11 protein-coding genes are annotated in these 20,288 nt (G+C 39.1%); 10 read left to right on the top strand and 1 reads right to left on the bottom strand.

Annotated elements, in window-relative coordinates; translation table 11 throughout:
- Window positions 1-99 precede the first annotated feature (99 nt).
- Window positions 100-6,012: an amino acid adenylation domain-containing protein gene (locus tag ACYTXL_RS24350; RefSeq protein ID WP_461926979.1), complete on the bottom strand. Its 5,913-nt coding sequence runs from the start codon at window positions 6,010-6,012 to the stop codon at window positions 100-102.
- 1,639 nt (window positions 6,013-7,651) lie between these two features.
- Here ACYTXL_RS24350 and ACYTXL_RS24355 point away from each other — a divergent pair.
- The 10 genes from ACYTXL_RS24355 to ACYTXL_RS24400 form a co-directional block, all read left to right on the top strand.
- Window positions 7,652-9,094, top strand: coding sequence for a sugar transferase (locus ACYTXL_RS24355; RefSeq protein WP_461921353.1), 1,443 nt, complete (start codon window positions 7,652-7,654; stop codon window positions 9,092-9,094).
- A 468-nt stretch (window positions 9,095-9,562) separates the two neighbouring features.
- A complete protein-coding gene (locus tag ACYTXL_RS24360) occupies window positions 9,563-10,504 on the top strand; it encodes a class I SAM-dependent methyltransferase (protein WP_461921354.1) in 942 nt (313 codons plus the stop codon).
- Window positions 10,505-10,555: 51 nt separating this feature from the next.
- Window positions 10,556-12,001 (top strand): oligosaccharide flippase family protein, encoded by a 1,446-nt coding sequence (locus ACYTXL_RS24365; protein ID WP_461921355.1) that lies wholly within the window; start codon window positions 10,556-10,558, stop codon window positions 11,999-12,001.
- A gap of 66 nt (window positions 12,002-12,067) precedes the next feature.
- Window positions 12,068-13,171: a glycosyltransferase family 4 protein gene (locus ACYTXL_RS24370; protein WP_461921356.1), complete on the top strand. Its 1,104-nt coding sequence runs from the start codon at window positions 12,068-12,070 to the stop codon at window positions 13,169-13,171.
- Window positions 13,172-13,178: 7 nt separating this feature from the next.
- Window positions 13,179-14,462, top strand: a complete 1,284-nt coding sequence (locus ACYTXL_RS24375) for an O-antigen ligase family protein (RefSeq protein WP_461921357.1) — start codon at window positions 13,179-13,181, stop codon at window positions 14,460-14,462.
- A 175-nt stretch (window positions 14,463-14,637) separates the two neighbouring features.
- Complete coding sequence (locus tag ACYTXL_RS24380) at window positions 14,638-15,792, top strand: glycosyltransferase family 4 protein (RefSeq protein WP_461921358.1); 1,155 nt, start codon at window positions 14,638-14,640, stop codon at window positions 15,790-15,792.
- A gap of 175 nt (window positions 15,793-15,967) precedes the next feature.
- Complete coding sequence (locus tag ACYTXL_RS24385; RefSeq protein ID WP_461921359.1) at window positions 15,968-17,161, top strand: glycosyltransferase family 4 protein; 1,194 nt, start codon at window positions 15,968-15,970, stop codon at window positions 17,159-17,161.
- 541 nt (window positions 17,162-17,702) lie between these two features.
- Window positions 17,703-19,934, top strand: a complete 2,232-nt coding sequence (locus ACYTXL_RS24390) for a GumC family protein (RefSeq protein ID WP_461926980.1) — start codon at window positions 17,703-17,705, stop codon at window positions 19,932-19,934.
- 130 nt (window positions 19,935-20,064) lie between these two features.
- The gene (locus ACYTXL_RS24395; protein ID WP_461926981.1) at window positions 20,065-20,214 is read left to right on the top strand and encodes a hypothetical protein; all 150 of its coding nucleotides are present in this window, start codon (window positions 20,065-20,067) and stop codon (window positions 20,212-20,214) included.
- A 2-nt stretch (window positions 20,215-20,216) separates the two neighbouring features.
- On the top strand, window positions 20,217-20,288 hold a 72-nt coding region (locus ACYTXL_RS24400; RefSeq protein ID WP_461926982.1), incomplete at its 3' end, for a zinc ribbon domain-containing protein.

Genomic DNA, 20,288 nt, shown 5'->3' on the forward strand with positions numbered 1-20,288 from the left:
AATCTAATAGCGCGTGAGAAGTCGGAACCTGTAAGGGTAAACGAAACTCGCTCCGTGAGTTAGAACCCCCTGCGTTTACGCATGGGGTATCTCAGAACCTTAATTCTTTGGAGACTGCGCCTGCGTTAAGCAATTTCTCAATATTTCGGCTAACACCTGTACGTTGGGTTCCTTAAGTATGTCAAGGTGAGAACCGGGAAGGTAATGGATATCTAATCCTCCAACCACTACGTCGCCCCAGCCGAATTCAGGATCGTATCGAGTGCCGATAGCTTCACTCCGATTTTGATCCTCTGTCCGCAAGAGGATAGCTCGACCAAGATAAGGTGAAAAGATATATTCACTGATAGCTTGAGTATTAGTATCTATACTCTTTAAGTGCATGTCAGTTTCAGGTAAATGAATTACCCCTTCTAAGTAACGTTTATATTTATTTTGGAGACGCTGCTTACCCCAATAGCTCCATTTTCCAGACTTTTGCCAAAGGTAGGTAGGCCCTTGTTGAATAATATTATTTAAATGCAAAAAAACTCGCTTCAGAAATGGCGCCCGCCAGCTATAACCTGGACGACAACTATCAACTATAGCTAGAATACCAACTTCTTCGCCTTGCTCTTGGAGTTGCCGCGCCATCTCGAAAGCAACTATACCCCCAAAAGAATAACCTCCCAGAAAATAAGGGCCATCGGGCTGAAGGGTCTGAATTTCTTGAATGTAGTGAGTTGCCATGTCTTCAATCCGCCTATGGAAAGGGTGTTTTCCATTTAGTCCTTGTGGCTGTAGTCCGTAGAATGGTTGGTCTGACCCTAAATGCAGTGCCAATTCACGGAAACACAAGACTTCTCCGCCCAGTCCGTGAATACAGAAAAAAGGTGGCTTGGAACCATTGGGTTGAATTTCTACCAGGGATGACCAGCTTGATTTTGATTTTTCTAAGATATTTACTAAACTTAAGTTTCTTGCTAAATCTCTTTCTTGGGAGATTATTTTGGCTAGAGCCTCTACAGTCCCTGACTGGAAGAGAATCGCCAGAGGCAGATTTGTATTAAATATCTTCTCAATTTGCCAAAACAGTTTTACTGCTAATATGGAGTGTCCTCCTAGCTCAAAGAAGTTGTCCCTGACACCGATAGGCTGGACACCTAAAATTTCTGACCAAATTTTGGTCAGCTTAAATTCTAATTGATCGCGGGGAGCTACATAGGTGTTGTCTGTATCAAGCCTTGTTGACTCTGGTGCTGGTAAAGCGCGGCGGTCGATTTTGCCGTTGGGGGTTAGGGGTAAAGTGTCTAGTAAAACGAAGGCACTAGGCACCATATATTCTGGCAGTTTCTGTTTGAGGAAGTGGCGCAGTTCGTCTGTGGTTGGTGTCTGTTCTGGATGAGGAACGATGTAGGCGACTAATCGCTGGTTTTCGGGATGATCAACTCTAGCTGTGACGACAGTTTGCTGTATGGTCGGGTGTTGTGCTAGTAAAGTTTCGATTTCTCCAAGTTCGATGCGGAAACCCCGAATTTTTACTTGATGATCAATTCTACCAATGTATTCAATGTTGCCATCGGCAAGATATCGGGCTAAGTCTCCAGTTTTGTAAAGTTTTTCGCCTTCGTTAAAGGGATGGGAAATAAATCGCTCGGCTGTTAAGTCTGGACGGTTAAGATAGCCTCTAGCAACTCCGATACCACCAATATAAAGTTCGCCGATCGCACCCAAGGGAACTGCTTGGAAATGGGAGTCCAGGATATAAAGTTGAGTGTTAGCGATCGCTCTCCCAATCGGTACACTTTTTAAGTTACTCTCTCTTTGACACTGCCAAAATGTGACATCAATTGCCGCTTCGGTAGGACCATAGAGGTTATGTAGTTCACATCCCATTGAGTCAAAAAACCGCTCCTGGAGGTCAACTGGTAAGGCTTCTCCACTACAAAACACCTGTTTGAGAGCGCCGCAACGTTCTAGCCCTTTAGTTTGGAGAAATATCTGCAACATGGAGGGGACAAAATGCAGTGTTGTAATTTCCTCTTGGGCAATGGTGTTAATTAAGTAAGTCGCATCTCGCTGTCCGCCTGGTTGAGCCATCACTAAACGCGCCCCTGTCAACAGAGGCCAGAAAAACTCCCAAACGGAAACGTCGAAACTAAAAGGCGTTTTTTGCAGAACGCGATCACTTTGAGTTAGTTTGTAAGCGTCTTGCATCCAGAGTAAGCGATTGCAAATTCCTCGATGGCTATTCATCGCGCCCTTTGGTTTGCCGGTGGAACCAGAGGTGTAAATTACATAAGCTAGATCCACAGGCTTAATGCTTGAGTTGGGATTGCCATCGCTTTGTTGTGAGATTGTTTCCCAGTCGCTATCTAAACAAATTTTTTGGGTACTTGTAGGCAGATGAGCAACTAAACTCTTTTGGGTTAACAGCACTGGGGCTTGACAATCTTCTAGCATATATGCTATCCGCTCTTGGGGATATTCGGGATCAAGAGGGACATAAGCGCCGCCAGCCTTGAGAATCCCTAACAATCCCACAACCATTTCTAAGGAACGCTCAACACAAATGGCTACGAGTACGTCTGCCTGGACTCCACAAGTTTGCAAGTGGTGTGCTAGCTGATTGGCGCGACAATTTAGCTGATGATATGTCAGGTGCTTGTCTGCAAATTTTACAGCGAGCGCATCTGGTGTTTTCTCTACCTGCGCTTCAAATAACTGGTGCAGACATTGAGATAAATCGTAGTCAGTTTGAGTATTATTCCACTCTCCTAGTAGCTGATGCTGTTCGGCTGGTGTTAACAGAGGTAAATCGGAAATCTGCTGTTCTGGGTTGGCGACGATCCCTGCAAGTAAAGTTTGGAAATGCCCTATCATTCGAGCGATGGTTGTCGCATCGAATAAGTCGGTGTTGTATTCAATTCCACCTTTGATCCCCGATGAAGTTTCTTCCAGGTCGAGGGTAAGATCGAACTTTGCAGCGCCGCTATGGACTTTTAAAGGAGTAATGGTCAATCCCGGAAGTTCCCAGAGTTCCCTTGGAGTATTGTGGAAGGCAAACATTACCTGAAATAGCGGTGAGTGGCTCAGATTTCGTTCTGGCTGTAGTTCTTCTACTAGCTTTTCAAAGGGTAGGTCTTGGTGGGCATAAGCTCCTAGTGTTACTTCTCGAACTTGACTAAGTAACTGCCGAAAACTTGGATTGCCTGAAAGCTGAGTGCGTATGGCTAGGGTATTGACAAAGAACCCTATCAACCCTTCGGTTTCAACTTGGTTGCGGCCAGCAATGGGAGAACCGATGAGAATATCTTCTTGCCCAGTGTAGCGGTGCAGTATTGTCCCAAAAGCCGCCAGTAATGTCATGAATAGCGTCACACCCTGCTGATGCGAGAGTTCTTTTAGGGATGCACTCAGCGTCTGGGGTAGCATCAGGGATTGCACTGCTCCCTGGTAAGTTTGGACTGGTGGCCGTGGTCGGTCGGTTGGTAATTCTAATACAGTATTAGTACCTACTAACTGGGTTTTCCAGTAGTTGATTTGGCCCGAGAGTATTTCCCCCGATAGCCATTGGTGTTGCCAGACAGCAAAATCGGCATACTGAATGGGCAATTTTGGCAGAGGGTCAGGCTTACCGCTCAAAAAGGCTTCATAAACGGCTGCTAACTGTTGCCAAAGAATGCCTGTTGACCAGCCATCTGAGGCGATGTGGTGCATGACCAACAGGAGTATATGCTGATGTTCGTCTACCTGGAGCAAGGTAGCTCGCAGCATTAAGTCAGATTCTAAGTTGAAGGGGCGTTGCGCCTCTTGATTTAGAAGAGATTCTACTTGCTCCTGTGTGACTTTAATAGTTTTGAGTTCGACTGGTCGAGGGGTGCCAATTACTTGTATGGGGCTACCATCAACTTTAATAAAATTTGTTCGCAGCGCCTGGTGATGGACAACGATCGCATCTAATGATTGTTGCAATACATCCGCATTTAATTTGCCCATTAAGCGCTGTGCATTCGAGAGGATATATGCTGGGCTGTTGGGTTGCAACTGTTCCAAAAACCACACTCGCTGCTGGGCAAAAGATAAAGAGGCTGACTCCCGGTTGGCTACTTGGGGAATAGTCTGATTTTGGGGAGCATTTTCTAGAGTCTGGTTTTGAGGGAGCGCTTCAGCTAAAGTAGCGATCGTGGGATTCTCAAATAAGAGTTGCAATGGTATTTCTATCCGAAAGGCTTGGCGAATCCGAGATATGACTTGAGTCGCCAGCAGTGAATGACCTCCCAATTCAAAAAAATTGTCGTGGATGCCTACTTGTTCCAGACGCAAAACTTTCGCCCAGATGCTAGCTAAGACTTCTTCTGTCAAATTCTCAGGTGCAACAAACTTAGTTGACAGCCCAAGAGTAAATGTATCTGGTGCAGGCAAAGCACGGCGGTCTATTTTACCATTGGGATTTAATGGTAGCGTGTCCAAAAATACAAAGTAAGCAGGTACCATATATTCAGGTAGCTGACCTTGCAAAAAATGACGCAAATCAGCCTGACTAGGAGTTAGCTCTGGACTGGCAACAATATATGCCACCAGTTGCTTGTCACCAATAACATCCTCTCTAGCTATGACTATAGTCTGTGTCAGTGCAGGATGTTGAGCTAATATGGCTTCAATTTCTCCCAATTCAATTCGGAACCCACGAATCTTTACTTGGTGGTCAATGCGACCAAGGAATTCGATATTACCATCACTTAAGTAACGTGCTAAGTCCCCAGTTTTATAAAGACGTGCCCCTCTTCCAGAGCTAAAAGGGTTGAAAATGAACTTATCTATGGTCAATTCTGGACGGTTAAGATAACCTCGCGCTAGACCAATACCGCCAATGTGCAGTTCGCCTGATTCACCAACAGGCACGGGCTGCAAATTTTCATCAAGGATGTGAATCTCTGCATTAGTAATGGGGCGACCAATGGGAGCAAATGCGTAATTAGTGCCGCGCTGGCAACTCCAGAAAGTGGTATCAATAGAAGCTTCTGTCGGTCCATAGCAATTATGCAGAACATTGTCCAAATTCAGTTGAGCAAAGAAACGCTCTATGAGTTCGCCACGTAAAGCTTCACCACCACAGGTAATGTGTCTGAGAAATCGGCAATTCTCAATTCCCTTTTCTTCTAGTAAGACACGGAGTATGGAAGGTACTAAGGCTAGTACGGTGATTTGCTGCTCAGTAATCACCTTCACAAGATAGGCAGTATCTTGGTGTCCACCAGGGCGAGCGATGAACAATTGCCCCCCAAAGCACAATGGCCAGAATATCTGCCACACTGAGGGGTCGAAGCTAAAAGAAATAGTCAGTAAAACTTTATCTGCCTGAGTTAATCCAAAGGTTGTTTGCTTCCAGTGGAGTTGATTGCAAATCCCACGGTGAGGGATCATTACACCCTTGGGTTGTCCTGTAGAGCCAGATGTGTAGATTACGTAGATGAGATTATCAGTCGTCGTCTCATTTACAGGATTTTCTTGACTGTTTCGGATATTCCCTTGCCAGTTAGAGTCCAGACAAATTACTTGCGCCTGATGCGGTGGTAAGTTCTTGACGAATTTTTCTTGGGTTAACAAGACTGGTGTCTGGGTGTCTGACAAGATGAAGGCTAAACGTTCTGAGGGATATGCCGGATCTAAAGGCACATAAGCACCTCCAGCTTTCAGAATTCCCAGCAACCCGACAATCATCTCCAAGGAGCGCTCTAGGCAAATGCCCACAAGTACTTCCGGTCCAACGCCTAAAGTACGTAAGTGGTGCGCTAGTTGATTAGCCCGTTGGTTTAACTGCCGATAAGTAAGCTGTATATTTTCAAATACTACAGCAATGGCTTGGGGCGATCGCTCAACTTGCATCTCAAACATCTGATGGATGCATAGATCCTGATGTGCTTGGGTGTCATTCCATTCCTGTAAAACTTGAGTGCCGATGATCTGAGTTAAGGTATCTAAGGGAATATTTTGCTTAGATATTGAAGTCTGGCTATTATTTATCTGCATTTTCTATATAAGTTCGCTGGAGCTATCAATCGTCTGGAGTCATCCACAGTAAAGTAGGGATCGTCTTCAGTATAATTTTGCACTTTGATAGCAATTAAACATCAAAGCACTTCAACTGAAGTTTAGACAAAAGGGGAATCTGAGAGAATACAGCCCTGAATCTATAATAGAAGATGAGAGAAATACCATTAACTCTCATATACCAAGATAAAACTTACCAAACTCAAAAGTTAGTGTCTAATTTTTGACTGTTACCAGTACCTTCACTTCAGAATTTATCTGAGGTTGATGATAATTGTCGTCAGCTATTCAACAGGCTGGAAATGGAGATAACCAAGCTGGTTGTATTTAATAAGTACCTCGAAATTTACAAACTTCATATAATCTTTTTCTGAAAGAGATAAATTATTTACTTTTATCCGTGTTTTTCCTATTTCTGAATCATTTGTGGCTCGCAAAATCCAATTAAATTTTAAATTATTTAAACGTAATTTTGCCAGCAGGGTCCATTTTTGCCTCTTCAACAATCTGCCTAATCGATTTATATTCAATTTGCTGATTACCATACTTTTACCCTATATCTTATCTATTGAGGCTCTAAATTGCAATTAAATCCAAAGGATTAACTTTTAATTTGATTTTAGCCAAGAAGAAGGATTTTATTAAAAACCTCAAATTGAGTTAAAAAATAAGTTTACGTCTGATGTAATCAACCCAATCTCATAACTTACATCAATTATAAAAGTACATTATCCTTTTTTAATAAAATCTGCTAAACGAAAAAATAATTCTTACCGAATCTTCATTTTGCTTCCTTATATATGAAATTAATGTAAAGTTATCATATTATTTTCATGAATAATTACGCGAACTTCATGAAACCTACCTACGTAGGGAGGTTTCATTTGTGTAACTTCAGTCTTCTAGTTTAAATTACAGCCCCGTCGGTAAGGTAACTGTCCTTTTGGCGCTTCAAAAGCTTAACAACATCAGAATTAACATCGGGTACTTACCGTCAAAATGTAATCTAGAGCATCGATTCATTTTATTAATAGAAGTCTAACGAAAAATCGATTATGTAAAGTTTTGTAACAATAGTCAAATTTTTGATGCTTTTCGTTATATGTTGTGTGTGTAAGTTTTCTTAATCAGTAATTATGCGTAAAGAAACAGAGAATCTTTTAAGCAAAACTGAACTGGTCTAAGTAAATATGATTACGATAATTTGCGAAGGGATATTATTGTCTCATAGAAGCGGAACTCTGGAATGGAACTGTAGTAATTCAGTTTATTTATTACGCACCTTAAAAATCCTAATATCTTTACCTGACCTGATTAATTATTAATGTCAGGAGTTTTATTCAACTATAAGTTAGCTCACCAAAAAATCCTTTTTTTATATCAAAAAATTTACAGGCTAAACTAGATTCTACGTCCACCAAAAGCTAAGTATTAGGGTAGTAATCACACTTAAAGCGACCCGGTAATCCGCTTTTGATTAAGAACTTAAAGTTCCTGCGAAAAAAATGGTTAATAGTAGAGTGCAAAGACCAGATTTCTTTGGAAGAAAAATGTGAGATCCCCGACTTATTTTATATAAGTTTGCATCAAATTTTAATTACACCAAGTTTTACTAACTATGAGTAATCAAAGCATTACAACAAATAAATTCAGTGAAGTAGCTTTGGATTTACGGGCATCTTCATTTGCGAGAGTACGCAAGGGTTCCTGGTGGTTGAGATTAACAACATTGTTTTTATTAGACTATACTCTTTTATTATCAGCTTGGGTTTTAGCTGAATATCAATCTTCTTATGGGGATTTTTCTTGGTATATACCGAGTAATTATTTAGCAATTTTAATAACTATTGGGATTCAAATAGGAGCACTAGCTGTCGAAGGTATTTATCGAGAAGGTCAAAAACGCTATGACTATTTCAATATTATCAAATCGCTAATTTTTGCTCATGGATTAATACTCCTTGTGTCTTTTTTGTATAAACCAGTTGTTGATATTAAACAACCAAGATTAATCCTATTATCTTGGTTGTTTAGTGTATTGTTTATATGTACTGGTAGATATGCTGTAAATATTACTCTTGAATATCTGCGTAAGCAGAAAAAAATAGTTTGTTCTTCAGTATTCATTATTTGTGATCCTCAAGATCATGAGCAGATTGCTAGCTTTATAAAAAAAGAAAAACACTACATCGTATCTGGAACGGCGAATGCTAAATCATTAGACAGATATCAACGTCAACAAACATTGAATCAACTTAATCAATTAGGTGTAACAGAAGTTTTTATATCTTGGGATGCTCTAAAAAATAGAATGTTTTTATGCTGGTTATTTCAAGCATCCGGCATACAAGTACATATTTTACCTATGGAGTTAAAACCAATTTATAAAAACGTAGAATTTAATAAAATAGGAGGAATGCCTTGCCTGAGTTTGGATTGTCCGATAATTACAGGTAAAGATTTTTGGATAAAGCGCAGTTGTGATTTTTGTTTCGCGACTTTATTTGTAATGTCATCATTCCCTATTTATTTAGCTATAGCTATAGCTATCAAATTGGACTCTCCCGGCACAGTATTTTACAGGCAAACGCGTATAGGTCTACATGGGCAACAGTTTAAAGTATGGAAATTCCGAACTATGAGGTCTGATGCGGAAAAATTACAGAAAGAATTAGAAGCATTAAATGAAACGAAAGATGGGATTATCTTTAAAATTAAAGACGATCCTCGCGTTACCCGTGTTGGAAAATTTCTTCGACGTTACAGCTTAGACGAATTACCTCAACTCTTTAATGTTATCTTTGGAGAAATGAGTATAGTAGGACCTCGCCCTTTACCTACCAGAGATGTTGATAAGTTTTCTGAACATCATTTTATCAGACATGAAGTTTTACCTGGTATTACAGGTCTTTGGCAAGTCTCAGGTCGCTCGGATATTTTAGATTTTGAACAAGTGATTAATCTTGATCTTAACTACATCGAAAATTGGTCGCTTGGGTTAGACTTTCAAATTCTCCTCAAAACAGTTATGGTAGTTTTGAAAAAAGAAGGTGCTTACTAAGGTTAGTATGGGGAAACTGAAGAATTAGTCAAGGAAACTATATCTTTGATATTAATAACTTTAGGTTGTTCCATTACCCTAATCTACAGAGCGATCGCATCTATTGCATCTAAATAAGTCCCGATAAAAAACCTAGCTTAAGAACCAACGAGAAAATCAGCATTTATCATTGGATTCATGAGGACTTAAATCTTTGTCAATAAGTAGAGGTTAATAAGATTATTTTGTAATTGATAATATAACAGTCTTATTGACATTGACATTATGTTATCGCCCTACCTGGACTAGAGTTACCCAACCATTATTAAATGCTGAACTATAAAAATGGCGAAAGCCGTCTCTGCACTGATCAGGTTAGTAAGCTCTAAAACGACAGATTTTATCTAAATCTTAAAAATCATCAAGTGAGATGTAGAGCTTTACTTTATTTCACTTGCACATCAACTTATTAAACTAAAGGAGTTAATTATGGAACCCAGAGGACTTGAACTAATAACTCGTTATAAACGCAACTACCGCATTCCTGCCGAAGCAGAAATTACCGAACAAATGATACTTGAACACTGGGAGTTAGAAAGAAAATTGACAAAAGACCTATTAGAGTCGAAATCAGAAAATCGATGGGAAGCATTTGAGCAAGCTTATACTACTCTTTATACTAAATTAGAATGGCAAAACTATTTTGTAAGAGATAGCACACCTACTACGGAAAAATATAAAACTTGGCTAAAAATGATCGGCTCTCCACCCAAGAAAATTTATGAAGTTGGTTCTGGTAAAGGAGAAATGATAGCATATTTAGCTAAATGTGGATTTCAATGTAAAGCTACAGAAATTACAAAGGAACGTGGTTCAAAACATCTAAGTGATTCATCACCTAACTTATCTTGGGGTAACTCCGACGGTGTACACTTAGACCATTTTGAACAGACTGAATTTTATGATTTGGTCGTCTCTAATCAAGTTGTTGAGCACTTCCATCCAGATGATTTAATTACACACTTTAAAAGTGCTTATAAAATTCTCCTCAATCAAGGAAAATACATTTTTACAACACCTCATTGTCATACAGGACCTCACGATATATCTTTAGTTTTTGGCTATGATAATCCTCAAGGTATGCATCTGAAAGAGTATACATATCGTGAATTACATAATTCTTTAAAGATGGCTGGATACAAAAGTATTTATTGCGCTATACCAGCTAAGTTGATAAAACTGTTATCAATACTAGGTATTAAAGAAGAAGAACAAATAATACTAATTAGTGTTTTCTACTTTAATATGATGTTGATTGTAGAAAGTATTCTTTTCGGAATTCCCAGTAAAAAACTGCGTCGTTTTTTCAGTAGATTGCTGAGAAAAGTTTATTTATTTGCAGACAATATTTTTTTAATTGCCCAGAAATAAAATCTTGCAAGCAAATTCATTTCATATCAATTTAATTATAGTTTACAGACAATGGGACAACAAAAACTATTAACAAATACTCTCTCATTGTTGGTGAATCGCTTAGTCCAAAGTCTTACAAGCTTTGTGTTAGTAGCATCTATAGCTCGTACTCTAGGAGCGTATGAATTAGGGCGATATTTACTAGCATTTAGCTACTACTATATCTTCATGGTCATTGCTTCACAGGGCCTAAAAACCTTGTTTACACGAGAACTGTCTCGCAAGCCAGAAGAAATGCCTGTTTACTTGGTGAGTGGTACTTTCTTGCAAATGCTTTTAAGCATTCTTGCTTATATAGTACAGGTGATTGTGGTGTTTCTACTGCCCTATAATTCAGACACCTCAATGACCTGCTACATCATGGGATTAACAATAATTCCGTTTTCGCTTTCTAACATCACGGAGGCAATTTTTCAGGCTCAAGAGAGAATGAATTTGATTTCCATCTCTACGGTGCCAGTCTACGTTCTACGTTTAGTAGTAATGCTCTGGTTTCTACATCTTAATTATGGAGTAAATTATTTAGCTGGAATTTTAGCAATTTCCGAAACTCTAGTTTTTGTAATTGAATGGATTTTGCTTACAAGAGTAGTTAAGCCAAAATGGCAAATTAATCAAAATTTTATATGGAGCTTATTCAAGTCTGCTCGGACATTTATGCTTATTGATGCAGTAGGTATAGTTAGTAGTAGAATGGGTATTTTAATTATCTCACTCTTAGGAAGTGAATTGCTAGTTGGTCTTTATGGCGTGATCGGACAATTGATGCTACCGTTCACATTGGTTTGCGATAGTATATGTATGGCTGCTTTTCCTGTAATGACAAAGGCAGTAGGTTTAGGGCGGGAAAAATTGCGTCAGATTACTGAAAATGTTATTGAAATGCTTTTGTGTGTATCACTGCCGCTTATTATTGTAATGTTTTTTATTGGAAATGATTTAATAACATTAATTTATAAACACCCTAATTTCAATCAGGTAAGTTTAGTTCTAAAGGTAAGTTCCTTATCGCTGATTACGTATCCATTTATGCGGACATTTGTCTATCTGCTTTTAGCTAATGGGTTTGAAAAATTTAACTTAGGGGAGGTTATTATTACTAATGTTGTAGGACTATTATCAGGTGTAGTGTTGATTTCACAATATAAACTAATGGGTGCAGCGTTTATGCAATTAGCAATGGGTTTAACTGGTTTTAGCTTACTCACATACGCTGTGTACACTAACTTGTTTTCCTTGCGTTTATGGCGAGTAACACGTCGTCCGCTGATAATTAGCGTTGCTATGGTATTGGTATTTTTCATTCTCCAAAAATTTAGAGTAGACTTTATATTTGTTTTGCTTATTTCAACTTGCGTTTATGCTTTGCTTGCTGGTTACTTGGTAATAAATAAATTCGGAGGAATCCGATCTGTGTGGCTAAAATTATTCAGTATGAGTTCAGAAAAAATATAGAAATTGAAAAATTTATCAAGTGATTAAAGCCGAGTAGAATAAATATTGCATGAAAACTTAAACTTTATGATCAAGGTTGCTTTACTATATTTTGGCTTTGAAGACTACACCATTGAATTAGCAAACAGTTTGGTGAAATATGTTGATTTAACGCTAATTCATCCGGAAAAAGTCTCAGATGTCTGTAGCAATGTTCTTGATTCTAATATCCGCGTCATTAGCTTTAAAAAACCACGGATTCGCGATCCGCGTAACCTGTTGTCAATGTACGCGATGATGCGTATTATCAAAGACATACAGCCAGATGTTTTGCATGTGCAAGAAACTAATGATCCTTGGTACGATTGGACTTTGTTACTCAACAAGATGCCACCACTAGTGACAACCATTCACGATATATTCCGTCACCCAGGGGATAGCATGGCTGTATTCGGTTCAGAGTATACCAGGCGTATTGCTTTCTACCGTTCCCAACAATTGATTGTCCATACTCATCAACTAAAAAAAATCCTCATTGAACAATTCCGTATACCTCAAGAGCGAGTCAATGTTTTAGCGCATGGGGAACTTGGTAGTTTGTATCAGCGCCGGGGTAATCACAATAGTCAGCCTACTGATCCAAATACATTGCTATTTTTTGGACGCATCTGGCCTTATAAAGGATTGAAATATTTGCTTGAGGCTATGCCTTTAATTGCTGAACGTATACCTGAAGTCAAGTTAATTATTGCTGGACGAGGAGAAAACATCAAACAATATTTCCCTAATGGCTATGATGAAAAACGGTACGAGATTATCAATGACTTTATCCCCCTTGAAGAAGTAGGTAATTTATTTCAACGTAGCACAGTAACAGTTCTACCATACATCGAAGCGTCTCAAAGTGGTGTAGCAGCTTTATCTTATGGAATGGGAACGCTAGTTGTAGCTTCTGAGGTAGGAGGATTGAGTGAGATAGTTCAGCATAAAAAAGATGGGTTGTTAGTTCCACCCCGTGATGTTCGAGCCCTAGCTGATGCAATAATTTCTTTGTTAAGCGATCGCGACTTGCAACAACGTATGCGAACTGCGGCACTAGCTCGTTGTCAGGAAGATTTAAATTGGTCAAATATTGCTGCTCAAACAGCCCAAATTTATTATAAAAAAATGAACATGCAAAATAAATATTAGTTAATTTATGAGAAAACTACTAATTTATGCGGAGCAGGGATTCACAGTTACAGCCTTGCTAATTTATTCAGGGGCAATTATAACTCTCCTCCTGTCAGGAGGAGCAGGACAAGAGGATGCGGTAGAATATGATAGCTCCTTCGTTCGGATTATATATTTCCTAATCTATGCAATTACCTTATTACTACTAATTTTGCGTTGGAAGAAAACTCTTTATGTCCTTGTATTGAATAAAGATATCTTCCTTTATGCTTTACTAATGTTGCCAGCTGTTTCTATTCTTTGGTCTTTTGAACCATCAACAACATTAAAAAATAGTTTTACCCTCATTGGTTCGAGTTTATTTGGTCTGTATTTTGTTTCGCGATATAGCTTAAAACAGCAACTCTATTTACTTGCTTGGAATTTTGGAATTATTATAGTATTGAGTTTCATTTTTGCTATAGCCTTGCCTAAATACGGGATACAAAACGACCTTGGTAAACCACTGTTGCGTGGAGTATTCACCCACAAAAACGGTTTGGGAGCAAGAATGGTAACCAGTGGAATAGTTTTTTTTCTCCTTGGTTATCAAAGTCAAAGACGTAGTTGGCTTTTCTGGGGGGGGTTTAGCTTGTCAATACTACTCTTACTGCTTGCCAGTTCCATTTCATCTCTAGTTAATCTATTAATTATAATATCGGCATTTTTCGCTTTTCTAATTTGGCGTTGGCCATACCAGATCATGGTACCAACCCTAATAATTATTGCAACTATCAGCCAAAGTTTATATTTTTGGTTGTCTAATAACGCTGAACTCCTGTTTAGTTCGCTTGGTAAAGATGCGACACTTACAGGTCGAACAGACTTGTGGCCATTAGTAATCGATATGATTTGGAAACATCCTTGGCTTGGTTATGGTTATGGCGGATTCTGGCAAGGATGGAATGGTGAATCTGCTTATATTTGGCTTAATGCTGGATGGATGCCAAACCACCCCCACAATGGTTATCTCAATCTTTGCCTTGATTTGGGTCTTTTAGGGTTAGGGTTATTCTTCTTAGGATTTTGGCGCAGTTATCTACAAGGATTTACTCGGGTGCGTAGTACTAATACAGCATTAGATATTTGGCCACTTATGCATATGACATATATATTTTTAGCTAGCCTGACTGAATCTACCTTGCTGGAATCGAATAGTTTAACTTGGATACTCTATGTGGGGGCATGTTTATCAGTGAGAATGAGACATGAAAGCAAAACAAAATCATTAAACAAAAAAAGACCAATCCATAGCATAGATATTGCATAAAGGTTCTGAAATCATTGTTTTTGTGCTTGGCATTTATACCACATTAAAATTGCCACAATCTGTTTCTGATCAGGACAAATGAATCTTTTCAAGAAAAACCTTTCAACCCCAATAAAGCAGAAAATAATCGGATTTTAACAATATTTGATGCAATTACTTTGGTCTATGGAAAAAAATGATAAATTCTGATTCTTTTGTTGATACATTAACCCAGGATAGCCAAACTTTGCAAAAAGTAGAGCCTATGTGTGGAACTAAAACTCTCAAGATTATTCTATTAGGTCCTAGCTTACTTCAGCAGGGTGGCATTTCCAATTACGAGAAGCTTTTTTTGGAGTATGCTCCTTCTGAAGTTCACATATGTCATATTATTACTCACGAAGAAGGAGCTATAGCAATCAAAATCATGGTATTTTTGAAAGCTGTATGGAAATTTCTGTGGATCTTATTAAGGGAAGAAGTTGATATTGTTCAGCTTGAAATTTCACAGCGGGGCAGTGTTTTACGACAGGCGATTATGGCACTTTTAGCTTGGGTATTTCACAAGCCGATAATTCTACATGCTCACGGTAGTCAATTTCATGTTTTCTATGCTGAACTGCCAAAATGGATACAGCAATTGCTAACTTGGGTATTTTCCAAGTGTCAACGCTTAATTGTATTATCCGAAAGTTGGAGAAGCTTCTACATAGAAAACCTTGGTCTGAAACCCGAACAAGTTGTAGTCTTTTATAATCCCGTAAAAATCCCTGCTGAAGTTCCACACCGTTCAGTATCTAAAAAAGTAAACTTACTTTTTTTAGGACGAATTGGTCAACGTAAAGGAGCATTTGATTTGATTGAAGCCTTTTCTCTTTTGCCTACCGAACATAAAAGTATATCTAGTTTGATTATGGCAGGAGATGGAGACATAGAACAAGCACGCAATTTAGTTACGACTTTAAATCTAGAAGATTATATTAAATTGCCTGGTTGGATAGGGTCACATGAACGTGATATTCTTTTAACTGAAGGAGATGTTTTTGTGTTGCCCTCTTACAATGAAGGTCTTCCATTAGCAATGCTGGAAGCAATGGCTTGGGAGTTACCAGTCATAGTTACACCAGTAGGAGGTATACCTGAAATAGTTACTCAATCTGAAAATGGATTAATCGTTAATCCAGGTAATATTCAGCAGCTATCAGATGCTATTAAGTCTTTGATTGAAAATGAGGCTCTAAGACTTTCTCTAGGAGAAAAGGCGAGAAAAAGTGTTTTTGCTCTTGATATCAAAAATCATTGGGTTTCTTTCCTTGATTTATATCGTTCAATGTTAAATTTAGATGCTTAATAATGTAATGTAAGTTTAAACAGCCAATAACTGCAAGACTTTAAGCTGTGAAGATGCAGATATGTAGGTTAGTCAACCCACTTTGGCCAGGTATGACAAGAAGTTAGCCAAAGAAGGTAGATTTTATTATTGATAAGTGAGTGTTCTACTAAAGTAATTAAAAATTGAGATGATTATGGCATCACCAAAAAAAGTACTAATTATCGTTGAAAACCTGCCAGTTCCGTTTGATCGGCGGGTATGGATGGAAGCAACTACTTTGCAAAAAGCTGGGTATGAAGTTACCGTAATTTCGCCGACAGGTAATGGTTTTGAAAAAGACTACGAAGTTATTGAGCAGATTCACATCTACCGTCATCCTCTACCAGCGGAAGAAAGTTCGGTTATTGGCTATCTCCGAGAGTACAGTTGGGCGATTAACTGGCAATTCCGGCTAGCTCAAAGGGTATGGCGAGAGCGTGGTTTTGATGTCATACATATTTGTAATCCGCCGGATTTACTTTTCTTAGTAGCAGGATGGTTTAAATTATTTCATGGCACATGGGTTATCTTTGATCATCATGACCTCAGCCCAGAGATGTATGAAGCTAAGTATCAACGTCGTGATATTTTTTATCATGGATTACGCTGGGCTGAACGATTGACCTATGCCACAGCAGACATGGCAATTTCAACGAACGAGTCACACCGAGAGGTAGCTCTTAATCGGGGGCACAAGAAACCAGAGAAGGTGTTTGTAGTTCGTAGTGCGCCTGACCTTTCGCGCTTTCGGCGAATGCCCCCAAACCCCATTTACCGTAGAGGTAAAAACTATTTGATAGGGTACATGGGTGTCATGGGCGAGCCAGAGGGAATTGATTATCTCCTGAGAATGGTATATTATATTGTGCAGAAAAAAAATCGCTCCGATATTCACTTTATGCTAATCGGTAGTGGACCTGCAGCAGAAAAACTCAAGAACTTATCTAAAGAGTTAGAAGTGACTGAGTTTGTAGAATTTACAGGCTTCAAGCAAGGGGAAGAACTTTTAGAGCGGCTTTCCAGTTGCGACGTATGTGTAGAACCCTCTCCAACATCTGCTTATAACGAAAACTGCACCATGAATAAAATTCTCGAATACATGGCGATGGGAAAAGCAATTGTCCAGTTTGATTTGCGAGAGGGAAGACGTTCTGCACAGGAAGCATCTCTTTATGCCAAGCCTAATGATGAGGTGGAATTTGCGGAGAAAATTCTGGAGCTTTTAGATTCTCCTGAACGTAGAGAAAAAATAGGAGCGCAGGGGCGACGCAGAATGGAGGAGATCCTGGAGTGGCAATATCAAGCTCCGAAACTGTTAGAGGCTTATGAGAAAATTTGGCAAAGCTAGTAGCTACTTTAAATTTCAGAATCACTATTATTACTATTATAGTGAGGCTGAGTAAGGAATAGATGTTTATGGTCAAAAATCGCAAACCGACTAGAGGGGGAGTTTTTTTACTTTGCTGAGGAATTTTTGCTAGCATGGGTGATTTGACAAGGGGTAGAGCAATATAATATTCGAGGAAAAAAATCAAGACTTTGATAATCCAGAAATAAATTTCAATACTAATGGCTAACAGCAAAAATTTTTAATTGAATGTCCTGCTGCTAAAGGGTTGATTGAGGCTACTGCAGTTAAGACACCTTGAATTAATCCCAAATCCTAAATTTACCAAAGTTTTTGCTCAATAGAGGGAAATAGAACCCTGTTTCATATTTGTGTCCAAACCAAATGGGAACTAAATTTTTAACTTAAATAGTCTATACTATTGTCATAATTGTAAAATCATATCAGTCTGGTGAATTGCACTGATTTGTCGCTACTCTAAGTCAATTTTTAGTTTCTTGCTTAAGACCTGTACTTTAGAAGATTTATGTCAGAAAAATTTATGGAATCTAGAGAATCTATTGATTTAGACCTTAGTCGTTACTTATTGATATTGAAACGATGGCGGCTACCTGCTACTGCGATATTTGTAGCTACAGTTATGCTCAGTGGTATAGCTATAGTATTTATGAAGCCATCCTATGAAGCAGAAGGAAAACTGTTATTTAAAATTCCCTCTTTTAAAGTAGCAGGAAGTAATCTTTCGCCTAGTTCAGCTGAAGGAGGGGACTCAGGAGATTTGAAACCCTTGGTAGCAACTCAAAATCCTATAAGCAGTCAGATAGAAGTTATTTCTTCCCCTACTTTTTTGCAGCGGACAATAGACAAACTACAACTCAAAGACAATGAAGGTAAACCTCTGGAAGTAGAAGCGCTACAAAAAGCCCTGAAGGTAAAAATTGTTGGTGGGACAGATGTATTGCGAATTAGCTATAGCAGCCATGACCCGCAAGAAGCAGCGGCAGTGGTCAACACAATTATGAATTTTTATTTAGATAATGATATTACGACAAATCGCTCTGAGGCGGGGGCAACTCGTCAATTTATGGCCAAGCAGCTTCCTAAAACTCAAGCCGCTGTTGATAATGCAGAAATAGCGCTACGTATATTTAAACAAAAGCATCACACTGCAGATTTATCAGAGGAGACAAAATCAGCCGTTGCGATTATTGGAAATCTAGACAATGAGATGGATACTGTTAAGGCTCAACTGGATGAGGTAAACGCCCAAAGCAATGAACTGCGTCAGAAAGTAGAGCTAAATTCTCAAGAAGCGATCGCTGTGAGTGCCCTGAGTCAGTCACCTGCAGTACAGGGAGTTCTTACACAACTTCAAGACACTGACCGGCAGTTAGCGATTGAGCGCAGCCGTTTCCTAGATGACAACCCCGTAGTTATTAACCTAGAAGCCAAGAAAGCTAATTTAAAATCTCTCCTGCAACAGGAAGTTGGTCAGACTGTTGGCAATCAAACCCAAGTTCCCCAGAGCCAATTGCAGATTGGACAACTCAGACAAAGCCTTATCCAAAGTTTTCTCCAGTCAGAAATACAGCGCTTTGGCTTAACTAAAAGACTCTCCTCTCTATATAATTCCCGTTCTAACTACGAACAGCGCGTGAAACTCATACCCCAGTTGGCACAAAATCAGCGGGAGTTAGAACGGAAAGTTGCAGTCGCAGATTCGACCTATCAAACTCTATTGAAAAAGGTTCAAGAATTACAGTTAGTTGAGAATACAAATTCACCGATTTCCCGGATTATTTCTCAGGCTTTAGTGCCCAAAAAACAAGTACTAATCAAAAAAATAATTGTTTTGGTGCTAGGAGTGATGTTCGGTTTATTCTTTGCCACCACAACTGTACTCTTCCTAGCGATGAGAGATAGATCTCTAAAAACACTTAAAGAAGTTAGAGATGTATTTGGATATACTTTGCTGGGAATTGTTCCTTTGTTTGTTAAAAAGGTTCGCTCCCGTTATTCAAATGCAGAATTAACAGACCAAACAATTGCCGTCAGAGATACTCCCTACTCTTTAACGAGCGAAATGTATCGAATGATTCAAGCCAATCTGAAATTCTTGAGTTCAGATAAAGTGCTTAAAACTATCGTGGTAACTAGCGCAGTTCCTAAAGAAGGCAAATCTACAGTTTCAGCTAATTTGGCGGCAGCGATCGCTCAACTAGGACGTAAAGTTTTACTAATTGATGCAGATATGCGAATTCCTTCTCAGCATCATCTCTGGCAACTAACCAATGCAGTTGGTTTGAGTGAGGTTCTTGTAGGTCAGGCTGATTTTAACATTGCTGTATCTAAGGTAATGGATAACCTTGATGTTTTAACTGCGGGAGTTAGACCTCCCAACCCACTTGCTTTGCTTGACTCAAAACGGATGGCATCACTAATTGACAATTTCTCATCTCAATATAACTATGATTTTGTTATTATTGATGCCCCTCCCCTACTTTTGGCAGCCGATGCTTTGACTTTAAGCCAAATGACTGATGGGATTTTGTTAGTAGCTCGACCTGGGGTAATTGATTCTAACAGTGCAGCTGCTGCTGAAGAAATGCTACAAAGATCCAGTCACAACGTTTTAGGTTTAGTTGTGAATGGTATCATTGATAAAAATGAATCTAGTAGTTATTTCAACCATGCTAAAGAATACTTTACTGATCAAGATTTGACAAAACAGGTTAAGCAACAAAAACGTATTCCAGGCAAAACCTCTGTATAAACTAGGATTTTGTCTCATAGAACCTCGCGGGATGTGGGAAACTCAGACACTTCAGTGCTGAGAGGTAAACGGCTCGTGCGACTTTAGTCGCAGTCAACATTAATTGCACTGGATGAGTTATAATGGTCTTATGACTCAACCCATCTCTGTTAAATGCAAGCTTATAGTACTCCCTGACTTGGGTGGCGAAATTGACCGCACGATGCAGGGGTTTGCCGATGCTTGCAATCAGATTTTGGAAGTAGCAAAACGTGAGAATAAGCAAATATTACTGGTGTGAGAGTGATATTTGTTCCACCTGCTTACACAAGTCAAACTTGTTCCCGATGCGGACATATTCACCCCATCAAGGGT

The organism is Nostoc sp. (assembly GCF_054880495.1).